Annotated in this window: 28 protein-coding genes; 17 read left to right on the forward strand and 11 right to left on the reverse strand. The window is 71.4% G+C overall.

The genetic code is table 11. From position 1 onward, the window contains the following. Positions 1-13: 13 nt before the first annotated feature. Positions 14-2,086 carry a sensor histidine kinase gene (locus EV187_RS03960; RefSeq protein ID WP_130351692.1) on the reverse strand — a complete coding sequence of 691 codons (2,073 nt, stop codon included), beginning with the start codon at positions 2,084-2,086 and terminating at the stop codon, positions 14-16. Positions 2,087-2,283: 197 nt separating this feature from the next. Here EV187_RS03960 and EV187_RS03965 point away from each other — a divergent pair, with 197 nt between their 5' ends. The 4 genes from EV187_RS03965 to EV187_RS03980 all read left to right on the forward strand — a co-directional run bounded on the left by EV187_RS03965 (position 2,284) and on the right by EV187_RS03980 (position 6,551). Then, on the forward strand, positions 2,284-2,772 hold the full coding sequence (locus EV187_RS03965) for a hypothetical protein (RefSeq protein WP_130351693.1): 489 nt from the start codon (positions 2,284-2,286) through the stop codon (positions 2,770-2,772). Continuing rightward, the gene (locus EV187_RS03970; RefSeq protein ID WP_130351694.1) at positions 2,756-4,267 is read left to right on the forward strand and encodes a multicopper oxidase family protein; all 1,512 of its coding nucleotides are present in this window, start codon (positions 2,756-2,758) and stop codon (positions 4,265-4,267) included. The genes EV187_RS03965 and EV187_RS03970 overlap by 17 nt, the downstream gene beginning before the upstream one ends. 107 nt (positions 4,268-4,374) lie before the next feature. Beyond that, positions 4,375-5,556, forward strand: coding sequence for a peptidase MATCAP family protein (locus EV187_RS03975; protein WP_242609421.1), 1,182 nt, complete (start codon positions 4,375-4,377; stop codon positions 5,554-5,556). Continuing rightward, the gene (locus tag EV187_RS03980; RefSeq protein WP_130351696.1) at positions 5,553-6,551 is read left to right on the forward strand and encodes an ATP-grasp domain-containing protein; all 999 of its coding nucleotides are present in this window, start codon (positions 5,553-5,555) and stop codon (positions 6,549-6,551) included. The genes EV187_RS03975 and EV187_RS03980 overlap by 4 nt, the downstream gene beginning before the upstream one ends. A 29-nt stretch (positions 6,552-6,580) precedes the next feature. On the opposite strand, the gene EV187_RS03985 is transcribed toward EV187_RS03980, so the two are convergent. Next, the gene (locus EV187_RS03985) at positions 6,581-7,294 is read right to left on the reverse strand and encodes a LysE family translocator (protein WP_130351697.1); all 714 of its coding nucleotides are present in this window, start codon (positions 7,292-7,294) and stop codon (positions 6,581-6,583) included. 104 nt (positions 7,295-7,398) lie between these two features. Here EV187_RS03985 and EV187_RS03990 point away from each other — a divergent pair, with 104 nt between their 5' ends. Next, entirely contained in the window at positions 7,399-7,851 is a 453-nt protein-coding gene (locus tag EV187_RS03990; RefSeq protein ID WP_130351698.1) for an Lrp/AsnC family transcriptional regulator, read from the forward strand. Between the two features lie 18 nt (positions 7,852-7,869). On the opposite strand, the gene EV187_RS03995 is transcribed toward EV187_RS03990, so the two are convergent. Further along, positions 7,870-8,550, reverse strand: a complete 681-nt coding sequence (locus tag EV187_RS03995) for a TetR/AcrR family transcriptional regulator (RefSeq protein ID WP_130351699.1) — start codon at positions 8,548-8,550, stop codon at positions 7,870-7,872. A gap of 90 nt (positions 8,551-8,640) precedes the next feature. On the opposite strand from EV187_RS03995, the gene EV187_RS04000 reads away from it, so the two are divergent. After that, on the forward strand, positions 8,641-9,477 hold the full coding sequence (locus EV187_RS04000) for an alpha/beta fold hydrolase (protein WP_130351700.1): 837 nt from the start codon (positions 8,641-8,643) through the stop codon (positions 9,475-9,477). Here the strand turns inward: EV187_RS04000 and EV187_RS04005 are convergent. Continuing rightward, on the reverse strand, positions 9,435-10,031 hold the full coding sequence (locus EV187_RS04005; protein ID WP_207221726.1) for a putative glycolipid-binding domain-containing protein: 597 nt from the start codon (positions 10,029-10,031) through the stop codon (positions 9,435-9,437). The genes EV187_RS04000 and EV187_RS04005 overlap by 43 nt on opposite strands. Positions 10,032-10,125: 94 nt before the next feature. Here EV187_RS04005 and EV187_RS04010 point away from each other — a divergent pair, with 94 nt between their 5' ends. The 4 genes from EV187_RS04010 to EV187_RS04025 all read left to right on the forward strand — a co-directional run bounded on the left by EV187_RS04010 (position 10,126) and on the right by EV187_RS04025 (position 14,019). Next, positions 10,126-10,701, forward strand: coding sequence for a GNAT family N-acetyltransferase (locus EV187_RS04010; protein WP_130351702.1), 576 nt, complete (start codon positions 10,126-10,128; stop codon positions 10,699-10,701). A gap of 79 nt (positions 10,702-10,780) precedes the next feature. Further along, positions 10,781-11,854: an epoxide hydrolase family protein gene (locus EV187_RS04015; protein WP_130351703.1), complete on the forward strand. Its 1,074-nt coding sequence runs from the start codon at positions 10,781-10,783 to the stop codon at positions 11,852-11,854. A 322-nt stretch (positions 11,855-12,176) separates the two neighbouring features. Further along, positions 12,177-13,496, forward strand: a complete 1,320-nt coding sequence (locus EV187_RS04020; protein WP_130351704.1) for an MFS transporter — start codon at positions 12,177-12,179, stop codon at positions 13,494-13,496. A 127-nt stretch (positions 13,497-13,623) separates the two neighbouring features. Beyond that, on the forward strand, positions 13,624-14,019 hold the full coding sequence (locus tag EV187_RS04025) for a DUF1801 domain-containing protein (protein ID WP_130351705.1): 396 nt from the start codon (positions 13,624-13,626) through the stop codon (positions 14,017-14,019). 50 nt (positions 14,020-14,069) lie between these two features. Here EV187_RS04025 and EV187_RS04030 read toward each other — a convergent pair whose 3' ends face one another. Further along, positions 14,070-15,827, reverse strand: coding sequence for an alpha-keto acid decarboxylase family protein (locus EV187_RS04030; RefSeq protein WP_130351706.1), 1,758 nt, complete (start codon positions 15,825-15,827; stop codon positions 14,070-14,072). A 46-nt stretch (positions 15,828-15,873) separates the two neighbouring features. Further along, on the reverse strand, positions 15,874-16,407 hold the full coding sequence (locus EV187_RS04035) for a MarR family winged helix-turn-helix transcriptional regulator (RefSeq protein WP_242609422.1): 534 nt from the start codon (positions 16,405-16,407) through the stop codon (positions 15,874-15,876). Between the two features lie 172 nt (positions 16,408-16,579). Between EV187_RS04035 and EV187_RS04040 the strand changes: the two genes are divergently transcribed. Then, positions 16,580-17,509 carry a prenyltransferase/squalene oxidase repeat-containing protein gene (locus tag EV187_RS04040; RefSeq protein ID WP_130351707.1) on the forward strand — a complete coding sequence of 310 codons (930 nt, stop codon included), beginning with the start codon at positions 16,580-16,582 and terminating at the stop codon, positions 17,507-17,509. A gap of 18 nt (positions 17,510-17,527) precedes the next feature. On the opposite strand, the gene EV187_RS04045 is transcribed toward EV187_RS04040, so the two are convergent. Continuing rightward, on the reverse strand, positions 17,528-18,442 hold the full coding sequence (locus tag EV187_RS04045; RefSeq protein WP_130351708.1) for an oxygenase MpaB family protein: 915 nt from the start codon (positions 18,440-18,442) through the stop codon (positions 17,528-17,530). Between the two features lie 203 nt (positions 18,443-18,645). Between EV187_RS04045 and EV187_RS04050 the strand changes: the two genes are divergently transcribed. From EV187_RS04050 to ykgO, 3 genes are read left to right on the forward strand one after another with little or no spacing between them, the layout of a single operon-like run. After that, on the forward strand, positions 18,646-19,377 hold the full coding sequence (locus tag EV187_RS04050; protein ID WP_130351709.1) for an alpha/beta fold hydrolase: 732 nt from the start codon (positions 18,646-18,648) through the stop codon (positions 19,375-19,377). Positions 19,378-19,387: 10 nt separating this feature from the next. After that, on the forward strand, positions 19,388-20,173 hold the full coding sequence (locus EV187_RS04055; RefSeq protein ID WP_130351710.1) for an SDR family oxidoreductase: 786 nt from the start codon (positions 19,388-19,390) through the stop codon (positions 20,171-20,173). 52 nt (positions 20,174-20,225) lie between these two features. Beyond that, positions 20,226-20,348 (forward strand): type B 50S ribosomal protein L36, encoded by a 123-nt coding sequence (gene ykgO, locus EV187_RS04060; RefSeq protein ID WP_130351711.1) that lies wholly within the window; start codon positions 20,226-20,228, stop codon positions 20,346-20,348. Here the strand turns inward: ykgO and EV187_RS04065 are convergent. Beyond that, complete coding sequence (locus EV187_RS04065) at positions 20,329-21,171, reverse strand: hypothetical protein (RefSeq protein WP_130351712.1); 843 nt, start codon at positions 21,169-21,171, stop codon at positions 20,329-20,331. The two genes, ykgO and EV187_RS04065, sit on opposite strands and share 20 nt — an antisense overlap. Positions 21,172-21,219: 48 nt before the next feature. Here EV187_RS04065 and EV187_RS04070 point away from each other — a divergent pair, with 48 nt between their 5' ends. Beyond that, positions 21,220-21,573 (forward strand): CHY zinc finger protein, encoded by a 354-nt coding sequence (locus EV187_RS04070; RefSeq protein WP_130351713.1) that lies wholly within the window; start codon positions 21,220-21,222, stop codon positions 21,571-21,573. A gap of 30 nt (positions 21,574-21,603) precedes the next feature. Here EV187_RS04070 and EV187_RS04075 read toward each other — a convergent pair whose 3' ends face one another. Then, on the reverse strand, positions 21,604-22,170 hold the full coding sequence (locus EV187_RS04075; RefSeq protein ID WP_130351714.1) for an NADPH-dependent FMN reductase: 567 nt from the start codon (positions 22,168-22,170) through the stop codon (positions 21,604-21,606). A 129-nt stretch (positions 22,171-22,299) separates the two neighbouring features. Here EV187_RS04075 and EV187_RS04080 point away from each other — a divergent pair, with 129 nt between their 5' ends. Continuing rightward, on the forward strand, positions 22,300-23,703 hold the full coding sequence (locus tag EV187_RS04080; protein ID WP_130351715.1) for a carboxylesterase family protein: 1,404 nt from the start codon (positions 22,300-22,302) through the stop codon (positions 23,701-23,703). 55 nt (positions 23,704-23,758) lie between these two features. Here the strand turns inward: EV187_RS04080 and EV187_RS04085 are convergent, their stop codons facing one another. Then, the gene (locus tag EV187_RS04085; protein WP_130351716.1) at positions 23,759-24,676 is read right to left on the reverse strand and encodes an aldo/keto reductase; all 918 of its coding nucleotides are present in this window, start codon (positions 24,674-24,676) and stop codon (positions 23,759-23,761) included. 112 nt (positions 24,677-24,788) lie between these two features. On the opposite strand from EV187_RS04085, the gene EV187_RS04090 reads away from it, so the two are divergent. Next, positions 24,789-25,373: a dihydrofolate reductase family protein gene (locus EV187_RS04090; RefSeq protein ID WP_130351717.1), complete on the forward strand. Its 585-nt coding sequence runs from the start codon at positions 24,789-24,791 to the stop codon at positions 25,371-25,373. Positions 25,374-25,440: 67 nt separating this feature from the next. Here the strand turns inward: EV187_RS04090 and EV187_RS04095 are convergent, their stop codons facing one another. Continuing rightward, complete coding sequence (locus EV187_RS04095) at positions 25,441-26,235, reverse strand: alpha/beta fold hydrolase (protein ID WP_130351718.1); 795 nt, start codon at positions 26,233-26,235, stop codon at positions 25,441-25,443. Positions 26,236-26,293: the final 58 nt, after the last annotated feature.

The following is a 26,293-nucleotide window of genomic DNA, read 5'->3' on the forward strand; positions in this document are numbered from 1 at the left end:
GTCCTCCATCCCCTCATGGGCTCTGCGGTGCCCCTCGATCGGCCGCGGCGGATCCCCGGACCGGCAGGTCCACGTCCACCGTCGTGCCGGCGCCGGAAAGTCCGGCGCCGGAGATCCGGACCGTGCCGCGCAGCACGGCGACGCGGTCGCGGATGTTCGCGAGCCCGCCGCTCGCGTTCGACACCGGGGAGACGGCACCCAGGCCGCATCCGTCATCGCGGATCGAGACGTGCAGCCGCCCATCGGTCCGGGCCAGGGCCACGGTCGCCTGGCTGGCGTGCGCGTGCTTTGCGGTGTTCGCCAGGGCCTCGCGCACCACGTAGTAGGCGGTCGTCTCCACGTCGTCGGGATACCGCTCGGTGCGGACTCGCGCGTCGGCGTGCACGGTGAGCGGGATCGGGAATCGAGCCGCACCCGACTCGATCGCGGCCACGAGCCCGTTGTCGCTCAGCACCGGCGGGTGGATGCCGTGCGCGAGCTCGCGCAGGTCGGTGAGGGTCTGGCGGGCCTGCTGCTGCAGCTCGCTCAACTCGGCCGTGCCGAGCTGACCGCGCTCCAGCCGGTTCCGCGCCAGTCGGAGGCCGGCGATCTGCGCCACGATGTCCTGCTGGATGCCGTCGTGGAGGTCGCGCTCCAGCCGCCGGCGCTCGTCGTCCTGCGCCGCCACGAGGCGCTCGCGGGAGGCGGTGAGCTCCGCGAGCTGCTCGGCGAGCCGCGCCGTCAGGCGCACGTTGGCGACGGATGCCGCGGCCTGGCCGGCGACCGTGCGCAGCAGCGCGCGTTCGGCGTCGCTGTACTCCTCTCGGTGGCGCTTCCCCACCTCGATGCGGCCGAGGACCTCGTCGGCGTGCACGAGGTCGGCCGCCTCGACCGGCTCGCCCACCACGTCGCCGGCGACGCCCGCGGGCGACGCGGCGAGCGCGCCATCCGTCGCCGCGAGGCGGATGCGCACCCACGATGCGCCGAGTCCGTCGGCCACGGCGGCCGCCAGCTGCGTCAGGAGCTCACCGGGATCGGCCGAGCGCTCGAGCTCGGCGCCGAGCTCGCTGAGCATCGCCAGCTGGCGGTCGCGGTCGCCGAACACGAGCCGATGGAACCACCGCTGCAGCCACCCGCGCACGGGGAGCAGGGCGACGGCGACGAGGGCCGTGAGGAACGCGATCCCGAGCGGCGTCAAGGACCCGGCGAGCAGCACGGCGGGGGCGACGACCGCGATGCCGTAGAGCACGGTGGTGAGCACGTCGGCGGACCGGGTCACGAAGCGCGCGCGATCCTCGGCGGCGACGTCGAAGGCGCCGTAGCGGAGGATGCCATGGATCGCCACGAGCGGGACCGCCGTGAGGATGACGAGCACCGCGGCGCTGAGCATGATGTCCTCGGGCAGGAACAGCGTGAGCGAGTAGCTCACGACGATCGCGAAGGTGACCCAGGCCATCGGACGCGTGCGGACCCGGACCTCGGGATCGCCGAAGAACGTACGCGAGACCAGCACCGCGAGGGCGAGGAACACCGCCGGCCACGAGTAGGCGATCCACGTCACGATCGGGCCCGCCCAGGCGAGGGCCGGCAGGGCGAACGGGTTCGGGATGTCCGCTCCCTGGCCGGCGTGCACCTCCACCGTGAGGACGTGCGGCACGACCAGCAGCGTGAACGGCACCGCGACGACCGGAACCCAGAACAGCCAGACCGAGATCCGCTGCCACCGTCGCTCGGGAATGCCCGTCGGGAAGGTCGCGAACATGCTGACGAACGCGGCGGACGCGACGGTCGAGGCGGCCAATCCGAGGAGGTTGAAGATCGGGTACCACGGCTCCCGGATCACGTCGGGGTTCGTCAGCATGAACGTCTCGTACGCCGAGCCCGCCGCCATCGCGGTCGCCGCCCACGCGAGGAACAGGGCGGAGCGGGCCGTGGAGGCCGTCAGCAGCCACATGCTGAAGGCGAACAACGGCAGGATGCCGAGCAGGGGCCAGGCGAGGGCGGGATCCGCGGCTCCGGCGAGGAATCCGCGCGCGATCACGACGTACAGCAGTGACGCCGCTCCGAGCGGCGCCAGGGCTGCGAGCCATCCCCACCTGCGGAGCACACTCCCATGGTCCTCCTCCTCGGGCGCGGTCGGGAGAGGGACATCCCCGACAGCCCTTAGCGGCTGTCCTCCATCACCTGTGCGGCGCTCCCCTACGCGGCATCCGGTTCCCTGCGTTCCGGCACGCGAGGGTCTGCGCGAACCTCGGGGGCGAGCGGATGCCACGACAGCGCGCCGCACGAACAGGGAGACACATCATGCGCAAGGTCTACTCGGCCCTGGCCTGGATCATCGCGGGCGGCGTCGTCGTGCAGGCGGCCGCCATCGCGTTCGCGTTCGGCGGCGTGCTCAACCGCGTGTCGAACGGCGACGTCGTCGACAAGGCACTGCTCGAGAGCGGTGGCGCCGGCGGCTCCGGCGAGCTCGGGTTCTGGATCCACGGGATCGTCGGCGGGGTCGTCATCCCCCTGCTCGCGGTCGCGCTGCTCATCGTCTCGTTCTTCGTCCGGGCGCGCGGCGCGAAGCTCTGGGCCGCGATCACGCTCGCACTCGTACTGCTGCAGGTGACGCTCGGCTTCTCGATCACGGATGTCCCGTACCTCGGCCTCATCCACGGCGCCAACGCGCTCGCGATCGTGGTCGCGGCGGCCGTCGCCGCGCTGCGCGTGCGCCGCTCGTCGCGCACCACCGCTGGCGCGGCTGCCGGCACCTCCGAGGAGGCGACGACCGATGCCGTCGCGGCGTGATCTCCTGCGGTGCGCCGTCGTCGGCGTCGCGGTCACGACCGCGCTCGGCGCCGGCGCGCTCGCGTGGAGCTCCACGCTGCTCGGCGAGTACTCGGTGATGGACATGGGCGGCGGCGACCACGGGCACGACGGCCACGCGGCCCACGGCGCCGTCGGGGCGGGCGCGTCCGTCGCATCCGGAACCACCGGAGCGGCGGGCGAGGTCGACGTGACCGCGCTGACGGCCGACCCCGCCCGGCCGGCCGACGTGCGCGTCGAGCTCGTCGCCCGGCAGGAGACGATCGACGTGCCCGGCGGGCGCGCGGTCGAGGGGTACACCGTGAACGGCGAGTCGCCCGGGCCCGAGATCCGCGCGCGGCAGGGCGACCTCGTCGAGGTCGAGTTCGTCAACGAGTCCGTCGCCGCCGGCGCCACGCTCCACTGGCACGGCATCGACGTGCCCAATGCGGCCGACGGCGTCGCCGGCATCACGCAGGACGCCGTCCCCGTCGGCGGCCGGCACGTGTACCGGTTCGAGGCGACGGATGCGGGCACCTACTGGTACCACTCGCACCAGGTGTCCCACGAACAGGTCGAGCGCGGGCTGCTCGGCGCGATCGTCATCGACCCCGCAGAACCTCCGGCCGTCGCAGCCGACCTGGACGTCACGGCGCTGCTGCACGTCTACGGGGGCCAGCACACGCTCAACGGGCGGGCCGAGGACGAGCAGGTGACGGCGGACCCCGGCTCGATCGTGCGCGTGCGCGTCATCAACTCCGACCAGGGCACCGCGGCCGTCTGGTCGGCGGCTTCGTTCCGGGTGCTCGCGACCGACGGGCACGAGGTGAACGGCCCGACCGAGGTCGAGGGGCAGCGGGTGCTCATCCCCGCGGGCGGGCGAGCGGATGTCGCAGTGCGGGCGCCCGCGCGAGGCGACGCCGTGCGGCTCCACGTCGGCGGCGCCCGCAGCATCGTGATCGGCGACGCCGCGGCATCCGCACCGAAGGCGCCGCAGCCCTCGGAGACGCTCGACCTGCTCGCCTACGGCGACGCCACCCCCGTCGGACTCGACACATCGACGCCCGACCGCTCGTTCGACTACGTGATCGCCCGCCGATTCGGCCTCATGGACGGCCGTCCCGGCAACTTCTGGACGATCAACGGCCGGATGTTCCCCGACGTGCCGATGTTCCATGTCAGCGAGGGCGACGTGGTCGTGATGCGCATCGTCAACGACTCCGGCGACGTGCACCCGATGCACCTGCACGGCCATCACGTGGTGGTGCTGTCACGCGATGACGTCGCGGCATCCGGAAGCCCGTGGTGGGTCGACTCGCTCGACGTACGACCGGGCGAGTCCTACGAGATCGCCTTCGTCGCCGACAACCCGGGCATCTGGAGCGACCACTGCCACACGCTGCCCCACGCGGTCGACGGGCTCGTCGCGCACGTCATGTACGACGGCGTGACCACCCCGTTCACGATCAATGGCGACGCCGGCAACCGGCCCGAGTGACGCAGGCGGCGAGCCGGACCGGACTCGCTGTGGCATCCGCTCGGAACCGAGAAGCTCGGACAATGCAAGGGGTTGGGCCCACAACGCGTGGTGGCTATGTTCGTGAGATGTCATCACCGACCGAGCAGCTGGCGCCCGCACTCGAGATCGACGCGCGGCTCACCGAGATCGAGCGCCGCGTGAACCTGCTCGTCAACGTCACGCCGCTCAACGCGGCGGAGGCGTGGGCTGACTTCGAACGCAGTGATTTCGGCACGGCCCCCACGCTGCGCCTGCGGCCGTTGGACTTCGACCCCGACGTCGCGCATCGTGACCTGTACGACCTCGAGGTCGAGCACGTGGACGACCCGGCGCTGCACACCCTCTTCCGGGCGAAGCGGGACGAGATCGCCCGGCAGATCACCGCGTTGGAGGACCGCGACACGTCTCGGTTCCTCTACGGGTCACTCCAGCTCTACGGAACGGTGGCCCCTCCGCTGGCCGCTGCGGCGGCGGAGCTCCTCGAGACCATCCCCACGCAGGCGCCCAGCACCCAGACCGTCACGGCCGGGGCGTTCGCCGACGCGGCCCGTGCGGAGTTCGAGCGCTACCGCGCCGTGTACCCCGACTTCCCGGTCCGCGTGGAGGTACGGGACGACATCTCCGAGCTGATGGTGTCGTTCGGCCGCCTGCTCATCCCGGAGTCCTCCGCCTTCCGAGCCGACCGGGTCGAGGCGTTGCTGCACCACGAGGTCGGCACCCACGTGGTCACCTACCAGAACGGCGCCCGGCAGCCACTCACGCTGCTGACCATCGGCCTGCCCGGCTACGACGAGACCCAGGAGGGCCTCGCCGTGCTCGCCGAGTACCTGACCGGCGGGTTGGACCCGCGGCGGCTGCGCGTGCTCGCGGCGCGAGTGGTCGCGGTCGGCCAGATGCTCGACGGCGCCGGCTTCCTGGACATCTTCGAGTCCCTGCGGGCCGACCACCGCATACCGGCACGGACCGCGTGGTCCATCGCCATCCGGGTCGTCGTCGGGGGCGGTTGGGTGAAGGACGCGATCTACCTGCGCGGGATCACGCGCATCCTCGACGCCCTCGGCGAGGGCAGCCGGCTCGACGTCCTGCTCGTCGGCAAGCTCGCGTTGGACCACATCCCCCTGGTGCAGGACCTGCTCGACCGCGAGGTGCTCCACGCGCCGTGGGTCCGGCCACGCTGGCTGGACGTGCCCGGTGCACAAGAGCGTCTGGAGAAGCTGCGCGCGGGCGCGACGGTCACCGACCTCTACGAGGGAGACGTGGCGGCATGAGACTCGCATTCCTCGTCAACGACGTCGCCACCGAGGTGGACGAGTACACGACCACCCGACTCGCCAGGGCCGCAGCCAGGGGCGGGCACGAGACCTGGTATGTCGGCGTCGGGGACCTCGAGCACGGCAGCAGCGACGGGCAGTTCGCGGCCATGGCTCGCGCCGCGAGGTGGAAGAGCGACGACACCCTCGCGAGCTTCATGGAGGGGGTCAAGGCGCGCGACGCCGAGCGGATCGTCATGGACGACCTGGATGCGCTCGTCCTGCGCAACGAGTCGATCGACGACCTGCAGGAACGCCCGTGGGCCAGCCCGATGGGCGTGGTGTTCGGGCAGATGCTCGCGGCCCGAGGCGTGACGGTGGTCAACGACCCGAACACCCTCCATCGAGCGACCAGCAAGCTCTACCTGGAGGAGTTCCCGGAGAAGGTCCGACCACGGTCGCTGGTGACACGGAATCCCGAGGCGATCGAACGGTTCGTCGACGACGTCGGCCACTCCGTCGTCAAGCCGCTGTACGGGGCCAAGGGGCGCAACGTCTTCATGATCGAGGGCCCGGGAGAGACCAACCTCGCGCAGATGACGGAGGCGGTCCTGCAGGACGGCTACGCCATCATCCAGGAGTTCATCGACGGAGCCAAGGACGGCGATGTCCGAATGTTCCTGCTGGAGGGCCGCATCCTCGAGCGCGACGGCAGGCCGGCCGCCTTCCGACGCGTGCCCACCGGCAACGACCCGCGCGCCAACATCAGCACCGGCGGTCGGTCGGTGCCCCTCGAGCTCGGTGAGGCCGAGCTCGGCATCGTCGAGGCGATCGGCGACAAGCTCGTCGCCGATGGCCTGTTCCTCGTTGGCATCGACGTGATCGGCAGCCAGGTGGTGGAGATCAACGCGGAGAGTCCCGGCGGGTTCCAGAGCGTCGAGCGGCTCTACGACATCGATGTCGCCGAGACCGTCATCGAGGCCCTGGAGCGCCGCGCGAGCGCGGGGTCCTGAGCCGTACCGCCGTGCGCACCCCGGCGGCGTCAGCCGCCGACGAGATGCGCGAGCTGTTCGACGACGAGCACCACGGCGACGAGGACCATCGCGCCGCCGGAGATGCGGGAGAGGGTCCGAACCGCCGACGGGCGAGCTCGCAGCACGATCCTCGCGCCCGTACCCACGAGGGAGTAGACGAGCGCACAGCTGCCGACGAAGATCAGGCCGAGGGCGGCGAGCTGCACCGGGATCGGCCAGGCACCGGCCGCATCGGTGAACTGGGGCAGCAGCACGACCAGCACCAGCAGCCCCTTCGGGTTCAGCCCGCTCACCCCGACGCCCTGCACGAAGCGCATCCATGACCGCCTGTCGACATCTGGTGCGATGCCGATCCGCCCGACGGACCCGACCTGCCCTGCCGAACCGTCGTGCCCAGCCGACCCGACCCGCTCGACGTGACCGACCGCCACGGGCTCGATCGCCGGCGGCTGCCGGAGGATGCGCACCCCGAGGTACGCCAGGTACCCCGCCGCTGCGAACGTGAGGCCGACGAGCACCCAGGGCACCGCCGCCAGCGCAGCGCCGACGCCCACGGCCACCGCGGTCACGGCCGTGAGGTAGCCGATGAGGATCCCGCCGAGCGCCGGGAGGATCGTGCGATCCCGGGTGCCCGCGTCGATGATGTAGGCCCAGTCGGGGCCGGGCACCAGGACCATGAGGGTCATCATGCCCCAGCACGCCAGCAGCAGTTCCGCGTTCACCGCGCCCTCCCGTCTCCGCCGATACGACGACGGTACGGAAGTTCGCGCAGAAGAGGCTTCCAACTTCCGCCATGCAGCCCCTGCCTCATGGAAGAATTCACTCCATGGACGCCATCGATCGGAGAATCCTTGCCGAGCTCCAGCAGGACGGGCGACTGAGCCTCACCGATCTCGCCGCGCGCGTGCAGTTGACCATGTCGCCGACCCACCGTCGACTGCACGCGCTCGAGGCGTCCGGGGCGATCAGGGGGTACCGCGCCGTCATCGACCCGGAGGTCGTCGGACTCGGCTTCGGAGCGCTCGTGTTCGTCACGATGGACCAGGCCAATCGCTCGACCATCCCCGCGTTCGACGCCGCCGTGGCGGAGATCCCCGAGGTGATCCAGGCGTTGCGGCTCTTCGGAGATCCCGACTACCTGCTGCGCGTGGCGGTGCCCGACCTTCCCGCCTACCAACGACTCTGGGACGAGCGGCTCTCCGCGCTGCCCGGCGTCCGCCGTGTCGAATCGACCCTCGTCATGAAGGCGATCGTCGACGACCGACCGCTGCCGATCTGACCCCTCGGTTCCGGCCCGCTACCGCGCGCCGTACGCCGCCAGGAACACTCGCACCGCCCCGCGCACCTGCGCCGCGCGCTCCGCCGCGGTGGGAATCGCGGCGTCGCCGAGCAGCATGGCCCGGTTCACCGGCTCGCCCATCACGAGCCAGTTGAACTCGGTCGCCGCAGCGGTGGGGTCGTCGACGCGCAGCAGTCCGAGCTCGTCGAATCGCTCGAACATCGCCGCGAGGGTGGTGATGGCCCGTTTCGGGCCGTGCTCGTACAGCGCCTCGGCGAGTTCGGGGAACCGGGTGACCTCGCCGATGACGAGGCGCCGGAGCTGCAGCAGCGTCGGCGTCATCACGATGTCGAGCTGCCGATCGGCGTACGCCTCGAGGAACGACGGGACCTCGTCGGCCTCGGTCGGATCGGCGAGGTCGACGTGGACCCGGTCGCCCGCGGCATCCGTCATCGAGGTGACGAGTTCGACGAACAGCGCCTCCTTGCTCCCGAAGTGCTTGTAGACGGTCTGCTTCGACACGCGCGACGCCGCCGCCAGCTCGTCCATGTTCGTGCCGAGGTAGCCGCCGGCGAGGAACATGCCCTGGGCGGCCTCGAGGATCGCGCGGTGCTTGCGCTCGGAACGGCCGAGCGTCTCGGCGGGTGCTCCACCTCCCGTAGCAGTGTGCGGCGTCGCCGCGTCGACATCTGCAACCATGCGGAAACCGCCTCCCGTTGACAGCCAGTACTGATCAGTCTAGTCTCTCCATAACGGAACTGTACGGTCTAGTTTGATAGGAGTTCCCTCATGACCGACTTCATCACCACCGCGCTCGGCGACCGCGTCGCCTACGACCTGCGCGGTGACGGACCCGCCGTGATCTTCGTCGCCGGCGCCGGCCCCTACCGCGCCATCGACCCGTGGACGACCGAGACCGCCGAGCTCGCGGCCCGCCGCGGCATCCGCACGGTCGTCTTCGACCGACTCGGACGTGGCGAGAGCCCGGCAGGCGGTCGGCTCGACCTCGAACGCGAGCTCGTGGCCATCGCGACGCTGATCGAGCTCGTGGGCGGGAGCGCCGTGCTCTGCGGACACTCCTCGGGCTGCTCGATCAGCCTGGCGGCCGCGGCCCGCGGGCTCCCCGTCGCCGGCCTCGTGCTGTGGGAGGCGCCATTCGGCCCGCAGGACGGCCCCGCGCGCGCGTGGGCCGCCGAGGTGGAACGTCGCATCGACGCCGGCGACCTCGAAGGCGCGCTCGCCTACTACATGAAGGACATGCCGCCCGAGTGGCTCGACGATGCGAAGCGGTCGCCCGACTACCCCGAGTACGTGGCCCAGGTCGTGAGCTACCGCGCCGACGGCGAGTCGCTCGCCTGGGTCGAGTCGGCGCCGATGGCCGAGCTCTTCCGCGAGATCCGGGTGCCCGTCGAGGTGCTGCTGGGCGACTCGACCTTTCCCGAGCTGTTCGACGCAGCCGCAGCGATTTCCGCCGCCATCCCCGGCGCCACCTGGAAGCAGGTCCCGGGCGCCGACCACTCATGGGAACCGGAGCCCATGGCCCGCGAACTCGTGGAGTTCGTGACGGCCGCGGCTGCGGCGGTTCAAGCGGGGGCGGGCGCCACGCGCTCGAACAGGCCCGCGTAGCGCAGCACCAGCCAGTCGTCGTCGAGGTCGAGGTCGGCCTCGAACCCGGCCGCGACGCCGAGGTCGACGAACCGCACGCGGTTCGGCCCGACCCGGTCGTACCGCTGCCGTGAGCGCTCCGCCGTCATGGCGGCGGCGTCGACGTAGCAGGTGTCGAGCGTCAGGCGGGCGCCGGGGCCGAGGGGGAGCCGTCGGATCGGGAACGTGTTGCAGAACGGGGTGACCGACAGGTCGGGTTCCGCTGCGCCGTCGAGGTCGCGGCGGGGCTCGCCGTCGACGAGCCATCCGTCGCCCGACCGCTCGAGCACGAGGCGGCGATGCCCGCCCGTACCCCAGCGCTCCACGTGCAGCGACCGTGCTCGCCAGTCGCGGGTCAGCCACCACCGGTGGTCGAGGCGGAATCCGCCGTCCTCGAGGCAGAGCACCGTGGATGTCGCGAGGATTCCATCGGGCGCCACCGTCAGCTCGAGCCGTTCGAGGCCCTCGACGTCGGTGCGCCGCCAGAAGAAGACCTCCGGCGCATCCGGCGTGCGCGGGCCATCCGTGGCGGTCACCGTCACCCCTCTCGCCGGTTCCCGCCACCCTGCCAATCGCGAGCGACGACCGCAAGCCGTTGCCGGTGTCGGGGGCCGGTGGCAGTGTGGCGGCATGGCGATCGAGGTGCGGCCCGCATCCGTCTACGCAGACGTGAAGACGATGGTCGGGCCGAAGCGGCCCGATGCGAACGTGTGCTTCTGCCTGAGCTACCGCCTGATGTCGTCGAAGGAGAACCAGGCGCTCACGGGCCCCGCACGCGGCGAGCGCGTGAGGCAGCTGTGCCGCCAGGATCCACCGCCGGGCGTACTGGCCTACGACGGCGACGAGGTCGTCGGCTGGGCCGGCGTGCACCCGCGTTCCGACACGAGCTTCGCGCACAATCGCCGGATCCCGCACGTCGACGACCTCGACGTGTGGTCGGTCTGGTGCATCCGCGTACGGCCGGGGCATCGCGGCGAGGGCATCTCGCACCACCTGCTCGCAGGGGCCGTCGAGTTCGCGCGCGATCACGGCGCGCCCGCGATCGAGGGCTATCCGCTCGACAACAGGGGCGCGAAGATCGACCTGACCATGGCGTACGTCGGCACCCGCAGGCTCTTCGAGCGGGCGGGGTTCACGAAGGCGGCCACGACCGAATCCGTGCTGAACGGATTCCCGCGCGTGCTCATGCGACTCGACCTGCGATGACGTCGCCGCCACGACCAGGCCTCGCCCGGCTCGCCGGGGTGCGGCGGCCGGGTCGATCGCACGGCGCTACCGTCGGGGGATGGAAGCCTTCAGGATCTCCGTTCCATCCGACGTGGTCGACGACCTTCGATGGCGGCTTGCGCGAACCCGCTTCACCACACGAAGCGCGCCCGGGTGGGACGCCGGCACCGACCCCGCCTACCTGCGCTCCTTCGTGGAGTACTGGGCGAGGGACTTCGACTGGCGCGCCGCGGAGGCGCGGCTCAACGGCTACCCCCAGTTCCTCGACCGCAGGCAGCACTTCGTGCACGTGCGCCGCGATCCGAGTCGGCCGCCGGTGCTGCTCGCCCACGGCTGGCCGAGCAGCTTCGTCGAGATGCTGCCGCTGCTCGACCGGCTCGACGTCGACGTGGTCGTGCCGTCCCTCCCGGGATTCCTCTACTCCGAACTGCCCGAGGGTCCGCTGACACGGGCGGCCATCGCCGAGGCCTTCCACACCCTGATGACCGAGACGCTCGGGTACGAGCGCTACTTCGCCTTCGGTGGCGACATCGGCGGCGCGGCATCCGGGTGGCTCGCGACCATGTACCCCGACGAGGTCGCCGGGTTGCACGTGATCCACGGCCCGTTCCCCGCCGACTTCGACGCTTCCCCGATCACCCCCGAGGAACAGGCCTTCCTCGACGCGGACGAGGCTCGGGATGAGACCGACTCGGGCTACAGCTGGATCATGGGCACGCGCCCCGACACGATCGCGGCCGCCCTCGCCGACTCCCCTGCCGGCCTGGCGGCCTGGATCATCGACAAGTACCGGGCCTGGAGCGACTGCCACGGCGACCTCGAGTCGCGATTCGACCGCGACACGCTGTGCACGATCCTGACCCTGTACTGGGTGACGGAGTCCATCGGCACGTCGTTCCGCCAGTACCTCGACTGGCCGCGGAATGCGGAGCGACCGACGATCAACGTGCCGGTCGCGGTGACGCAGACGTGCGAGCCGCCGTTCGACCTGTTCCCCCGGTCCATCGCCGAGCGCGCGGCGAGCGACCTGCGTCGCTACTCCGCGCCAGGCCGCGGCGGGCACTTCCTCGCGTTCGAGGAGCCGCAGCTCATCGCCGACGAGCTCGGTGCGTTCATGCGGTCGGTCGGATAGCCCGAGCCGGCTCCGCGGGTGATGAGGCCGGCGGTCTCCATCGTCCCAGCAGGTTGCCGACGGTCGTGCGGCTCAGTGTCGGCTCGCCGGCGATCTCGGCCGGACTGTGCACGCGTCAAGCGCGTGATCGCATACCGCCGCGGTCGGGGCCCGCTCGCCGCTCGCCGCAGTGGCACTACCGCTCGTCGCAGGGGCCTTCCGCTCGTTCGAACGATGCGCTAGGTTCGGATACCTGACCGAACGATCGGTCGGGAAACCCAATAGCGCTCCACCCCCGCGCTCCCCCTCCCCTACTGAGAAACGCCAGAACAACGGAGTTCGCATGACGTCAACTGTTTCCGAAACGCAGGCCACCGGGCGGATGCCCGCGGAGGAGCGCAAGGTCCTCGCTGGCACGCTCGTCGGCACCTCGATCGAGTGGTACGACTTCTTCATCTACGCGCAGGCCGCCGGCCTCGTGCTCGCACCGCTCTTCCTCGCGCCCGTGGCCGAGGCGAGCCCCGGGCTCGCGCAGGTGCTCGCCTTCGCGACGATCGGGATCTCGTTCCTCTTCCGGCCGCTCGGCGCGATCGTGGCGGGCTACCTCGGCGACAGGCTGGGCCGCAAGAAGATGCTCGTCTTCACCCTGATCCTGATGGGGCTGTCCACCGCCCTCATCGGCCTGCTCCCGACGTATGCCGCGATCGGCATCGCCGCCCCGATCCTGCTGATCCTGCTCCGCATCCTGCAGGGGTTCTCGGCCGGAGGCGAGTGGGGCGGCGCGGCGCTGATGGCTGTCGAGCACGCGCCGACGGCGCGCCGCGGCTTCTTCGGGGCCTTCCCGCAGATCGGCGTGCCCGTCGGCATGATCCTCGCGACCTCGACGCTTTTCGTGATCACCTCGCTCCTCACGCCCGACCAGTTCATGGCGTGGGGCTGGCGCATCCCGTTCCTGCTGTCCATCGTCCTGATCGGCGTCGGCTACGTCATCCGCCGCGCGGTCGAGGAGAGCCCGATCTTCCAGGACCTGCAGCGCCGCAAGAAGGAGTCGGCCGCGCCGCTCCGCCAGCTCTTCCGCCACAACACCAAGTCGGTCATCCTCACCGCCGTGATCTTCATCGGCAACAACGCGGCCGGGTACCTGCTCATCGCGTTCTTCGCCACGTACGCCGTGACGGTGCTCGGCATGGACCGCCCGACGGTGCTGCTCGCCACGACGCTCGCGTCGTTCGGCTGGCTCGTCTTCACGCTTTGGGGCGGCCACGTCTCCGATCGTCTCGGCCGCGTACGCACCTTCCAGATCGGCTACGCGTTCCTCGCGCTGTGGGCGGTGCCGATGTGGTTCCTCATCGACACCGGTGACATCGTCTGGTACTTCGTGGCCCTGTTCGTCATGACGTTCGGCCTCGGACTCTCGTACGGCCCGCAGGCCTCGCTCTACGCCGAGATGTTCCCGGCGAACGTGCGCTACTCGGGCGTCTCCATCGGCTACGCCCTCGGCGCGATCCTCGGCGGTGCGTTCGCCCCGATGATCGCCGAGGCCCTCATGAGCTCGACCGGCCAGTCGTGGACCATCGGCGTCTACATCGCCGTGGCCGCGCTGATCTCGCTGGCCGGCGTCTCGCTGGTCAAGGAGACGAAGGGCGTCGACCTGCACGCGTAGATGACGGCACGCGCGGTGGGGGTCGCGCGGCACGGGGGCGGATGCCGCGGCATCCGCCCCCGTCTTCGACGCCTCGTCGACGCCGGGCTCCCGACGCACGTCGTACCCACCCCGTAGCATCCGCGGTATGGCTCCCGATCGCTACCGCTCCGTCGACGAGTACCTCGCGGCCCTGCCGCCGTCTCGACGCGAGCAGGTCGAGGCGCTTCGCGGCCTCGTGCGCGCCGCCGCCCCCGAGCTCGACGAGATCGTGAAGTGGAACTCACCCGACTACACGCTCGACGGCATCGACCGTCTCACGATCAACGCCGCCGGCCGCGGGCCGGTGCGGCTCATCCTGCACTTCGGCACCGAGCGAGCCGAGACGAAGGGCGCGGCACCGACGTTCACGGAGGACCCCACCGGCCTGCTCACCTGGCACTCCGACATCCGCGCGAGCCTCGAGCTGCCGCCCGAGGCCGAGCTCGAGGCGAAGCGATCGGCGATCACGGCGGTCATCCGGGCGTGGCTCGCCCACGAGTGAGGCGCGGGCGGCCGACTCGGCTGCAGCCCCGTCGCACGTGGCGCCGGGCCTCAGTCGTCGCGCCGTGCGTTCGCCCGACTCGCCTGCTCGGCGAGCGCGCTGAGCAGCGGCGGCACGTCGAGCGGCGGCACGACGGCCTCGATGAACACCAGGCGCCGACCGCCGAGCCGGTCGTATTGCTCGAACGCGCCGGTGACGTCGGCGGCGGTACGCGCCGTGACGGAGCGCGTGAACCCGGTCGGGTCGAAGGCCTTGACGACCGCGGTCCAGTTCCACGGTGCGATGTCGTTGTATTCGGCGGTCAGCCCGTGGATCGCCCGCTCGACCGTGTAGCCGAGGTTGTTCACGACCACGACGATCGCCGGCACGTGGTCGCGGATCAGGGTGCCGAGCTCGGCGATGGTGAGTTGCGCGGCACCGTCGCCGATGAGCACGATCGGCCGTCGCGATCGATCGGCGAGCGCGGCGCCGAGCAGCGCGGGCAGGGTGTAGCCGATCGCCGCCCAGAGCGGCTGCCCGATGAAGGTCACGCCATGCGGCATCCGGTGCATGCCCATGCCGTAGAACGACGTGCCCTGGTCGGCGATCACGAGGTCGCCCTCGCGGAGTCGTGCCGCCACCGCGTCCCAGAGGGCGGCCTGGTCGAGCGGGGCATCCGCCGGCTCGGCCGCCTCGGCCGTCACCTCGACCACGGGGAGCCGCGAGGCAGCCGCCCTCGGGGCGACCTCCGCAGCTTCGACGGGGTCCGCTGCGCCGCCGCCCGCGCCTGCGGCGTCCGCGTCGGGCGCGTCCCCCACGAGCCCGCCCTCCTCGAGCACCTCCCCCAGCACGGCGAGCGCGTCGGACATCGCGACCGAGCCGAACACCTCGTCGCCCATGCGCACCGAGCGCGGTCCGATCTCGATGGTCGTCTCGGGTAGGTGCTGCGAGAAGAACCCGCTCATGAGGTCGGTGAACTGCACGCCGACGGTGATGAGCACGTCGACGTCCTCGACCGCGGCGAGCGCCTCGGGCGAGCTCACGGCGCCGATGTACGGGCCGACGTAGTGCGCCGAGCTCTCGTCCACCACGCGCCGGCCCCACAGCGACACCGCGTGCGGCACGCCGAGCGCGAGCAGGTCGTGCAGCGCCGCCTCGGCGCCCATGCGATGCACGAGGATGCCGGCGAGCAGCGACACCGACGAGGCATCCGTGATCGCCGCCGCGGCTGCGCCGCGCAGGGCGGCCAGTGATGCGGCGTCGGACGCCTCGTCTTCGAGTGCGAGCGGGGCATCGGGTGCCGGCAGCGACGCCTTCGCGACATCCGCCGGGATCAGCAGGTAGCCCGGGCGGCGCTCGGTGAGGGTCTCGCGGATGACGCGGTCGATCTCGGCCGCCGCGTTCTCGACGGTGAGCAGCCCCTGCGCGTGCGTGACCTCGGCCGCCATGCGGGCGAAGTGCCCGAAGTCGCCGTCGCCGAGGGTGTGGTGCGTCGCGCGCCCCGCCGCCTGCGTCGCCGTCGAGGGCGAGCCCACCACGTGGATCACCGGCACGTGCTCGGCGTAGGCCCCGGCGATGGCGTTGATCGCGCTCAGCTCGCCGACGCCGAACGTGGTGCACACCGCCCCGAGGCCGCGGATGCGCGCGTACCCGTCGGCGGCGTACCCGGCGCCGAGCTCGTTGGCGCAGCCGACCCATTCGATCGTCGGATGCTCCTCCACGTCGTCGAGCATCGCGAGCGTGAAGTCGCCGGGGACCCCGAAGAGGCGTTCGACGCCGGCTTCGGCGAGGCGGTCGAGCAGGTACGTCGTGACGTTCGCTTCCCCCATGCGCACATCCAAGCACGCGGATGCCGCGGCGGCACGGATCGCGGGGTCAGCGCGTGCGACGGCCGTTCGGGCGGGGCGGTGCGGGCCGCGCCGACACGGTCGCGATCGTGCGCAGCGCCTCGACGACGGTGGCGACCTGGCCGCGCGACAGGTCGCGGATCAGTTCGGCCTCTGCGCCGATGAGCTCTCGCATCGCCGCGTCGACGGCGCTGCGCCCCTCGGGCAGCAGCGTGACGAGCCGACTCCTGAGGTCGGCGGGGTGATCGGTGCGGGCGACCATCCCGCGGGCCACGAGCCGGTCGACCCGATAGGTCGAGGTGCCGGTCGCCGTGCTCGTCGCCGCGGACAGCTGCGACGGCGTCATCGACTCGCCGTCGGGTGCTCGGCGGAGGTTGGAGAGGATGTCGAACTCCCAGGCGCGGAGTCCCGCCGACGCGAACGCCCGCTCGCGGATCCCCTGCAGGTCTCGCGCCACACGGCGGAGGCGCGACATGACGTCCAACGGCGTCAGGTCGAGATCGGGCAGGATCTCCGACCACGCGTCGATGACGGAGTCGACATCATCATCCGACCAGTCCACTCGTCAGCTCCCTCCGGACGCCGGCGCTCGAGGCCGTCGCCGTCGCCTCCTTCAAGTATCCGTGGGATGCCCCGGCGGTGGGGCGCACGGACGGGGGCGATCGCCACTCGACCCACGGAGCGGCCTCCCGCAAGGGGTCGCGCGTGTCGGCGGCATCCGGAACCATGGCCGCATGGATGTCACCGAGTGGCTGCTCGATTCCGATCCGTCGATCCGCTGGCAGGTCATGCGCGACCTGCTCGCCGCGCCCGACGAGAGCGTCGAGGCCGAGCGATCCCGCGTCGCACGCGAGGGCTGGGGTGCCCGCCTCCTCGGGCTGCAGGACGACGACGGGTACTGGGGCGGCGACGAGTACGGCGAGAACGGCGACCGGCGGGGCACCCACTGGACCCTGCACCTGCTGCGCCGCCTCGGCGCCGACCCCGGCGACCCCGCCGTGCGCGCGGCCGTCGAGCGCGTCCGTGAGGGCGTGGTGTGGAAGTGGTTCGACCACCGAGGGTACTTCCACGGTGAGGTGGAGGAGTGCGTGAACGGCGGCGTCCTCGCCGTGGCGGCCTACTTCGGCGAGCTGGGCGAGGGCAGCGAGGGGATCATCGCGCGCCTGCTCGACGAGCGGCTCGACGACGGCGGCTGGAACTGCGAGCGCGAAACGGGGTCGACCCGGTCGTCGTTCGACTCGACGATCTGCGTGCTCGAGGGACTGCTCGCCTACGAGCGGGTGGTCGGCTCGGCGACGGAACCCGCCATCGCCGAGGCCCGGCGAGGCGGCGAGGAGTACCTGCTCGAGCGCAGCCTCTTCCGGCGACGGTCCACCGGCGAGCTCGTGCTCCCCCGCTACGCGAACTTCTCGTTCCCTCCGTACTGGTTCTACGACGTGCTGCGGGCGCTCGACTACTTCCGCGAGGCCGGGGGCACCCCCGACCCCCGCATCGCCGATGCGATGGACCTGATGCTCGACCAGCGAGGGGACGACGGACGCTGGGCGGCCGGCGTGCCCTGGCGCGGCGAGGTGTTCTTCGCGGTCGACGCGCCCGAGGGCGAGCCGAGCCGCTGGAACACCCTCCGCGCGCTCCGCGTGCTGCGCTGGGCCGGGGCCGACTAGCCCAGCGCGGCGGCGTTCTCACTCGCTCACCGGGGCGGGCACCGCCTCGCCGTCGAGGCGCGCGATCCGGGCGCGCGCGTTCTGCTCACTCGGGGACATGCGGCCGAGCAGGCGCACGCCGAACGCGAGGACGAGCCGGGTCAGGGTGATCGCCGGCCACCGTGGACGCCGCAGCCCGAGCAGCTCGCGGTAGTGCGGGTCGAGGGAGGCGACGGCGCCCCCGAACAGGATCGGGTACAGCCGGCCCGTCAGGCCCGGCAGCCCGGGCTTGCGCAGGAAGCCCACCGCCTGTGCGACCCGCGCATCCGGTTTCGCCTCGACGAGGAACGCGTCCATCTCCTCGTGCAGCGCCGCGACCGAGGTGGGCGGGTCCTGCACGCCCATCAACCGGCCGGCCTGCGCCCACTCCCGCACGTAGGCGTCGGGCCCGCCGGGGATCGGTCCGCCCCAGATCCGGTGGGCGCCGATGAACGCCTCGGTGAACGCGTCGTGCACCCAGCGCAGCAGCTCCTCGTCGTTCGCCGCGTACGGGCGTTCGACCCCTCGGGCATCGACGTAGGTGCCCGTGACGTGCTCATGCAATCGCGAGACGAAGGCGGATGCCGCAGTGGCGCTGCGCCGGTCGCCGAAGGTCGTCATCGCGACCCAGCGCACGGTGCCGTCGAGCCGGCCGAGCGGATCCTCGCTGTAGCGCGACCAGTCGTGCACGCCGGCCATCGCACCGGGATGCAGTGTCTGCAGCAGCAGCGCACGGATGCCGGCGACCAGGGTCGGCAGTGCGCCGTTCACGGCCCAGACCGCGCTGCCCGGTCCGAAGAACCCTTCGTCCTCGCCCTCCGCGAGCGAACGCGTCCATGCCGGGGGCTCTCGGCGCCCGTGTCGGCCGGGTCGCCAGCGCACCGCTCCGAGCGAGCTCCCTCGTTCATCGGCCATAGTCGACCGTAACCCGGAGCACGCCCCGGCAGTCTGCGGATCCGCCGCGAACCGAAGCCCGCTGTCACAACGCGCACCGCTGAGTTGTCTGTGCTGGTGAACGCGAGTGCCACCGCACCCGTGCCGGAACAACGCGAACGGCGACGACGATCGTCGGTCGACGTCCGGGAGACGACCGAGAGACGACAGAGAGAAGCGACATCATGAACGAACAGCAACCCGTCATCGCGCTCGTGCACGGCGCCTTCGCCGAGTCCGCCAGCTGGAACGGCGTCATCGAACGCCTGCAGGCGAAGGGGCTCGACGCGATCGCGATTGCGAACCCGCTGCGCAGCCTCACGATCGACGCCGCCTACCTGCGCGACGTCGTCGCCGGGCTCGGTCGACCCGTCGTGCTCGTCGGCCACTCGTACGGCGGGATGGTGATCACCGAGGCGGCCTCGAACAACGACGCCGTGCGGGCGCTCGTCTACGTCGGCGCCTTCGCTCCCGCCACGGGCGAGAGCGCCCTGTCGCTGTCGTCGAAGTTCCCGGGCAGCACGCTGGGCGAGACGCTGACCGCCTACCCGGTCTCGACCGGCGGCAACGAGCTCGCGATCCGCGTCGACGCGTTCCACCGGCAGTTCTGCGCCGACGTTCCCGCCGAGACGGCCGCCCTCATGGCCGCGACCCAGCGACCCGTCACCGAGGCCTCGCTCTCCGAGGGCCTGCCGACGGATGCCCCGGCGTGGACGCAGCTCCCGTCCTGGTTCGTGTACGGCGACTCCGACCTGAACATCCCTGCCGAGCTGCAGCGCTTCGCGGCCGAGCGGGCGGGATCCCGCGGAACCCGCGAGCTCGCCGGAGTCTCGCACGCACTCAGCGTGTCGGCGCCCGACGAGGTCGCGGCATCCGTGCTCGACGCTGTCGCGAGCGTCTCGGCGCCCGTCGAGTAGGAGGACGACGATGAAGATCGCGGTCATCGGCGGCACCGGCCTCATCGGCACGCGGCTGGTCGCGCGGCTCGCGGCCGAGGGTCACGACGTCACGTCCGCCGCGCGGTCCACCGGGGTGAACTCCTACACCGGCGAGGGGCTCGCCGAGGCGCTCGAGGGCGTCGAGACCCTCGTCGACGTCTCGAACTCGGGATACCTCGACGAGCGGGGTGCGAACGACTTCTTCTACGGCTCCACCCTGAACCTGCTGACCTACGGCGCCGCGGCCGGTGTGCGTCACCACGTCGCGCTGTCGGTGGTCGGCACGGATCGCCTCGCGGGCACCGAGGGAGGCTACTTCGCGGCGAAGGCGGCCCAGGAGCACCTCATCCGCCAGTCGGGCCGTGAGTACTCGATCGTCCACACGACCCAGTTCTTCGAGTTCCTCGCGAGCATCGCGGATGCCGCGACCAGCCGGCACCTCGTGCGCCTCTCGAACGCGCTCATCCAGCCGATCGCCGCCGACGACGTCGCGACGGTCGTCGCGACGGTGGCGACCGGCTCGCCCGTGAACCGGGTGGTCGAGTTCGCGGGGCCCGAGCAGTTCCGGCTCGAGGAGCTCGTGCAGCGGGAGCTCCGGCTCCGCGACGATCCCCGCGAAGTCGTGGCCGATCCCCTCGCGACCTACTTCGGCACCGAGCTCGACGAGCGCGAGCTGCTGCCGGGCGACGATGCCACGATCACGCCGACGCGCTTCGGGGAGTGGATCGCGACGCAACCGGGCCCGCGAGCCGGCCGCCCGGTGGATCGGGCATAATCGCCGGGGCATCCGTGTTGTTGAGAATAGTTCTCAATACTATGGAGGAATCATGAAGGTCCGCGCATCGATGAAGTCGCTGAAGAACCAGACCGGCGCGCAGGTGGTGCGCCGCCGCGGCAAGGTCTACGTGATCAATCGCCTGAACCCGCGCTTCAAGGGCCACCAGGGCTGACCGCCGGAGGACCCGGATAGAGCATCGCGAGCAGCTCCGCGGTCGCCTCGTTGGGTGAGAGCCCTTCGAGGAGGCCCGGCGGCACGGCCATCGGCGGGAAGTGCGCCGGGATCGCGCTCGCGGCATCGATGTGCTCCCCCGTGGCGGACTCGAGCTCGGCGAGGGCGATGATCCCGTGACGATCCAGTCGGATTCCGGCCGGGCCCAGCTCGAGGATCGGCAGCGATCCGGAGGCCGCATGCTCGAACGCCGCCTCGAAGAGGATGGGCAGCCCGTGCCGCTCGGCGAATTCGGTGGCCGCGCCCGGGTCCACGATCTCGGTGCGCCCGCTCTCGTTCATCGACGTCGCGGCGACCCACTCGATCCCCGAGTCCCACATGGCAGTCATGAGCGTGGAGGTCCCCGGCATCCGGAGCGGGTCGAAGACCTGCACCCACCGCCGGCCGTCGACGTCCGAATGCAGGTGGTCGGGAATGCCGGAACCCGGCGAGGCCGGGGCGCGCACGGCCACCATCGCCGCCAGCTGCTCGGCGAACCACGGCGCCTCCGCCAAGCGACGCGCGTCGGGAGCGAACGCGCCGACGTCGACGAGCTCCAGCAGGCGCCCCGGGCGCGTGCACACGCCCAGCGGTTTGTGGCCGCGAGCTGCGCCCTTGACGTGCATGATCTCGTCGGCGACACCCACGTGGCTGCCGTCGACGATGAGCCCGAAGACGGTGCCGAAACGGGCGCCGACGATTCCGCCGGTCTCGACGACCTCGATCGCCGCGGCGACCGCACCGGCATCCTCGAACGAGGAGATCTCCATCTGCCCCACCCCCATCGACGATCATCGCCGATCGGACGCGTCTTCGGTGGCACGATGGAGGTCATGACCGGATCCGACCGATCGACCTCCCGGGTCGCGCCGCGCGTGCTGGGGCCGGTGGTCGACGACATGACGCGGTGCGTGCACTACCGCACCGAGGTCGACATCGTCGCGATCAGGTTCGCCTGCTGCAACGAGTACTACCCGTGCCACCGCTGCCACGAGGAGACCGCCGACCACCCGGCGCGGCAGTGGAAGGCCTCCGAGCGCGAACGGGAAGCCGTGCTCTGCGGCGCGTGCGGCACCGAGCTGACGATCGCGTCGTACCTCGCGACGGTCGAGTGCCCGCGCTGCCGGTCGCCGTTCAACGAGCGCTGTCGCCTCCACGCCCATCTCTACTTCGAGACGGGCGACTGAGCGGCGGCGACGCCCCGCCCACGCGCACGCTTACCGCGGCAGGACGGTCAGCACCCGCTGGATGTGCTCCCGGAACTCCGACATGAAGCCCGTCAGGAACTCCTCGGTGCTCGCGTCGCCGATGTCGCCGTCGGCGCCGAACACCTCGGGCGAGTACTGGATGTACGCCTCGGGCGCCGTCATCTGCCGCGCATTGCAGAAGCTCAGGACGGCGCGCAGGCTCTGCTGCGCCAGCGCCGTGCCGATCGATCCCGCCGACGCGCCGATGACGGCCGCCGGGATGTGGTCGAACGAGTTGTGGCCCCACGGGCGGGAGGCCCAGTCGATCGCGTTCTTCAGCGCACCCGGGATCGACCGGTTGTACTCCGGCGTCACGAACAACACGGCGTCGGATGCCGCGATCGCGTCCTTGAGCGCGGTGGCCTCGGGCGGATAGTCGGCGTCGTAGTCCTGGCTGTACAGCGGCAGGTTGCCGATCGGGATCTCGGTGAAGACGAGATCGTCCGGCGCGACCCGGATGAGCGCCTTCGAGAGGACCCGGTTGATCGAGGTCGAGGACAGGCTGCCGACGAAGTAGCCGACCTGGTACGTGGGCATGATCGCTCCTCACTCGCACCGCCGATGCTACCGACGCCCGCAAGGCCGCAGGAGGGGGTTGCGGAGCCGCCCGCGCGGCGCCGAGGCTCGGACTCGGAACCTACGATGGAGCGCGGGAGGGGAGATCGCATGGACGAGCACGTCGCGAACGCCGATCACCTCGATGACGGCCCACGACCGGGCGAGCACTCCTGGCCGGGCGACCTGACCGCCGTCGAGACGCCCTTCGGCGTGTTCGCGGCCGTCGACGACGGCGAGGTCACGCGGATCCGCAACATCCGCTATGCCCGGGCCGAGCGCTTCGCGGCGCCGGTGCCGGTCGAACCCGACCCGCACGAGGCATCCGCTCGGCAGTACCAGCGGATCGGATGCCCGCAACCCCCCGCTTCGAGCGACGGCCTGTTCGGCGGCACGATGCGCGGGGTCGAGTTCGACGAGGACTGCCTGCGACTCTCGATCACGCGCCCGTCGGCGTGGGCCGGGGAACCGCTCCCGGTCATGGTGTGGGTGCACGGCGGCTCCTACGTCTCGGGCGCCGGCGACGTCGGCGGCTACGATCCGTCCGCGCTCGTGCGCGAGCAACGGGTCGTCGTCGTCACGGTGACCTACCGGCTCGGCGTGCTCGGGTTCCTCGGCGACGGCGAGCCCGACGGTCGTCCGGCGAACCTCGGCCTGCTCGACCTCATCGCGGCGCTGCGCTGGGTGCGTTCGCGTATCGGCGGGTTCGGCGGCGATCCCGCGCGGGTGACGGTCTTCGGGCAGTCGGCCGGCGCCGACGCGATCGCGCACCTGCTCGTGGCCTCCGGAGCCGAGGGCCTCATCACGCGCGCGATCGTGCAGAGCGGGCCCTTCGGCATCAGGCGCCGTCGCGAACGGTTGCAGGAACGGATGCGGCGTGCCGCCGGCCCGCTCGCCGCGGATGCCGCACTCGACGACCTGTTCGCCGCGCAGGCGCGAGCCGGTCGCGCGGCGGCCGGGTTCGGGTTGCGCTCGGGCATGCCGTTCAGCCCCCAGTACGGGCACGCGCCGCTGCCGCCCGAGCGCGAGGTCGCCGCGGGCTGGCGACGGCAGGCGCCGCGACTCGACGTCCTCGTGTGCTCGACGACCGAGGAGGCCGCGTTTTTCCTCGAGCTCGCGCCGAGGCTCAGGTCGCTGACCGCCAAGCCCGTGATCGGCCCGGCGATCCGCTTCGCGCTCGTGCGCGTGGTGACCGACGCCGTCTACGGCTGGGGCGCCCGACGGTTCGCCCGCCTCCTCGCGAAATCCGGCGCGCGGGTGCAGCTCGCCCGGTTCGACGGGCGCCCGGAGGGCAGCAGCATCGGATCGGCCCACGCCATCGAGCTCGCCCTGCTGTTCCCGAACACCGCGGCGTGGGCTCCCGCGCGACTCCTGGCGCCCCACGGTGCCGAGTCGCTCGTCGAGGCGGGCGTACCGCTGCGTGCGGCGTGGGGCGAGTTCGCACGCACCGGTCGCATCGCGGCGTCGCACGTCCGCCTCGGACCGGGGTGGCGCGGAGGCCTGCGGGTGCGCTGAGTCGCTCCCCGGATCAGTGGTGCGAGATCGGTCGTGCGAGATCAGCTCGGCGCGATCAGCTCGGCGAGATCAGCTCGGCGAGATCGGCCCACAGCTCTTCGGGGATGACGGCCTCGCGGTTGGCGACGAGCTCGCGCACCCGGTCCGGATGCGACACGCCAACGATCGTGGACGTGACCCGCGGGTCCCGGGTCGAGAACTGCAGGGCGACGGCGGCGAGTTCGACCCCGTGGGAATCGCACAGCGCCCGCAGCCGCCGGGTGCGCTCGATCACCGCCGGGTCGGGCTCGCGGTACTGGTACCGCGGCGCGTGCTCGAGCGGCTTCGCGAGGAGCCCGCTGGCATAGGGGGCCGCGTTGAGGTAGGTCATGCCCAGCTCCACGGCCTTGGTCATGAGCGCGCTCGCGGACTGGTCGAGCAGCGTGAACCGGTTGTGGTTGAGCAGCACGTCGAACACGCCGAGGTCGACGTAGCGGTCCATCGCCTCGAGGTCGCCCCCGGCCACGCCGATCGCCGTGACCAGTCCCTCCTCCTTGAGTTGCTGCATGCCCTCGAGGGCCCCGCCCGGCGCCGTGATCTCCTCGAACGAGAACCGCTCGGGGTCGTGCAGGTGGAAGATGTCGAAACGCTCGAGTCCCAGCCGCTCGCGGCTCTCCTCGAACGATCGCCGCACCCGGTGCGCCGAGAAGTCCCGGCCGTCGGGATCCGCCTTGGTGGCCATCACGAATCCCTCGGGGAGTCCCCCCATGGCCGCGATCACCGAGCCGATCCGGCGTTCGCTCTCGCCCTTGCCGTACTCGTTCGACGTGTCCATGAAGTCGATCGCGGTCTCGAACACCGCCTCGACCGTGGCGACCGCGCGCTCCTCCTCGACGCTGTAGCCGTAGGTCTGCGGCATCCCGCCGAGCGGGCTCGTGCCCACGCAGAGATCGGACACCGTGATGCCGGTCGTGCCGACGCTGTTGAACTCCATCGTTGCTCCTCGCGAATCGGGCGTTGGATCCCAGTCTCTCGCGTCGTCGATCGCGGTCGCCTCCCGTTCGACGTACCGATGTAGGACGAATCAGGAACCGGAGGGAACGATCATGGGTTCGGTCATCTTCGACATCAGCATGTCGCTCGACGGATTCATCGCGGCCGACGGCATGACCGTCGACGAGGGCATGGGCGTCGGCGGGGAGGTGCTGCACGACTGGGCATTCCGCGGCGACGATCGGGACCGCGCGTTGCTCGAGCGCGCCGGCTCGACGCTCGGCGCCGTCATCGCGGGCAGGCGCACGTACGACAACTCCATCAGGTGGTGGGGAGCGGATGGACCGACCGGTCCCGACCGCGTTCCACTGTTCGTCGTCAGCCACGGGACCCCAGAGGAGGTGCCGGCGAACGGCGTCTACACCTTCGTCGGCGACATCCGGGGCGCACTCGACGCCGCACGAGCCGCGGCCGGCTCCGCCGACGTCGGGATCATGGGCGGTGCGGACATCGCGGGCCAGTACCTCGAAGCCGGCCTCATCGACGAGATCTCGATCCACCTCGCACCGGTGATCTTCGGCAGCGGGACCCCGCTGTTCGGCACGGGCTCCGGGATCGACGAGCACCTGCGCCTGGAGCGCACCGAGTGCACGGCCACGGATGCCGCGACGCACCTTCGATTCCGCGTGGTGCGGTGACGGTCGGTGCTCAGCCGACTGCTCCCACCGCCCGGGGCGCGCGCACTCGGAGCGCGTCGAGCAGAGCTCAGCCGGCGAGGAACTCCACCCCGGCCTGGCGGAACACGCGCGACCCCGGCGCGTTGAAGTGGTGCCGGCCGGGCAGCTCGACGAAGGTGCCGTTCGGCGTGGCATCCGCCAGCAGCTTCGACCGCTCGAGGATCGCATCCTCGCTGCCCGTGGCGAAGAGGATCGGCTGCATCGGCGGATGCGCGGGATCGGGATCGGCGTCGCCCAGGCGCATGCCCTCCGCGAGCGCGACGAGGGCGCCGAGGTCGTTTCCTGGCACCCGTTCGGCGAGCGTGACGTAGTTCAGGGTGACCTTGTCCTCGACCGGGGTGCCGTGCGCGGCGTAGGCCCGCGCCTGCTCGATCTGCAGTCGTGCGAGCGGACGACCGTCGGGGATGCCGCCGAGCACCGCGCGGTCGACGTGCTCGGGCGCCTGCACCGCGAGCTGCCAGCCGACCCGCGCGCCGAGCGAGTATCCGGCGTAGCGCACCGTGTCGAGCAGGTACGTGTCGAGCACCGTGATGAGGTCGCCGACGAGCGCGTCCATGCCGTACGCCGCCGCGTCGCGCGGCTTGTCGCTCGCGCCATGCCCGAGCTGGTCGACGCCGAGCACCCGGAATCCCGCGCGGGTGAGATCGCGCACCCAACCCGTGTTCACCCAGTTGTCACGGCAGCTCGACGCGAACCCGTGCACGCACAGCACCACCGGCGCGTCCTCGTCGCCCCACAGGTAGGTCGCGATGCGACGGCCCTCTGCCGACATCACGTACTGCGGCGACGGCATCTCGGTCAGGGCTGGCAGCGCGGCATCCATGTCGCCCATTCTTCCGGTTGTGCGGGTGCATGGCCGTCGCGTGAAGCTGATCACGGCC

Source organism: Agromyces ramosus, assembly GCF_004216665.1.
GTDB lineage: Bacteria > Actinomycetota > Actinomycetes > Actinomycetales > Microbacteriaceae > Agromyces > Agromyces ramosus.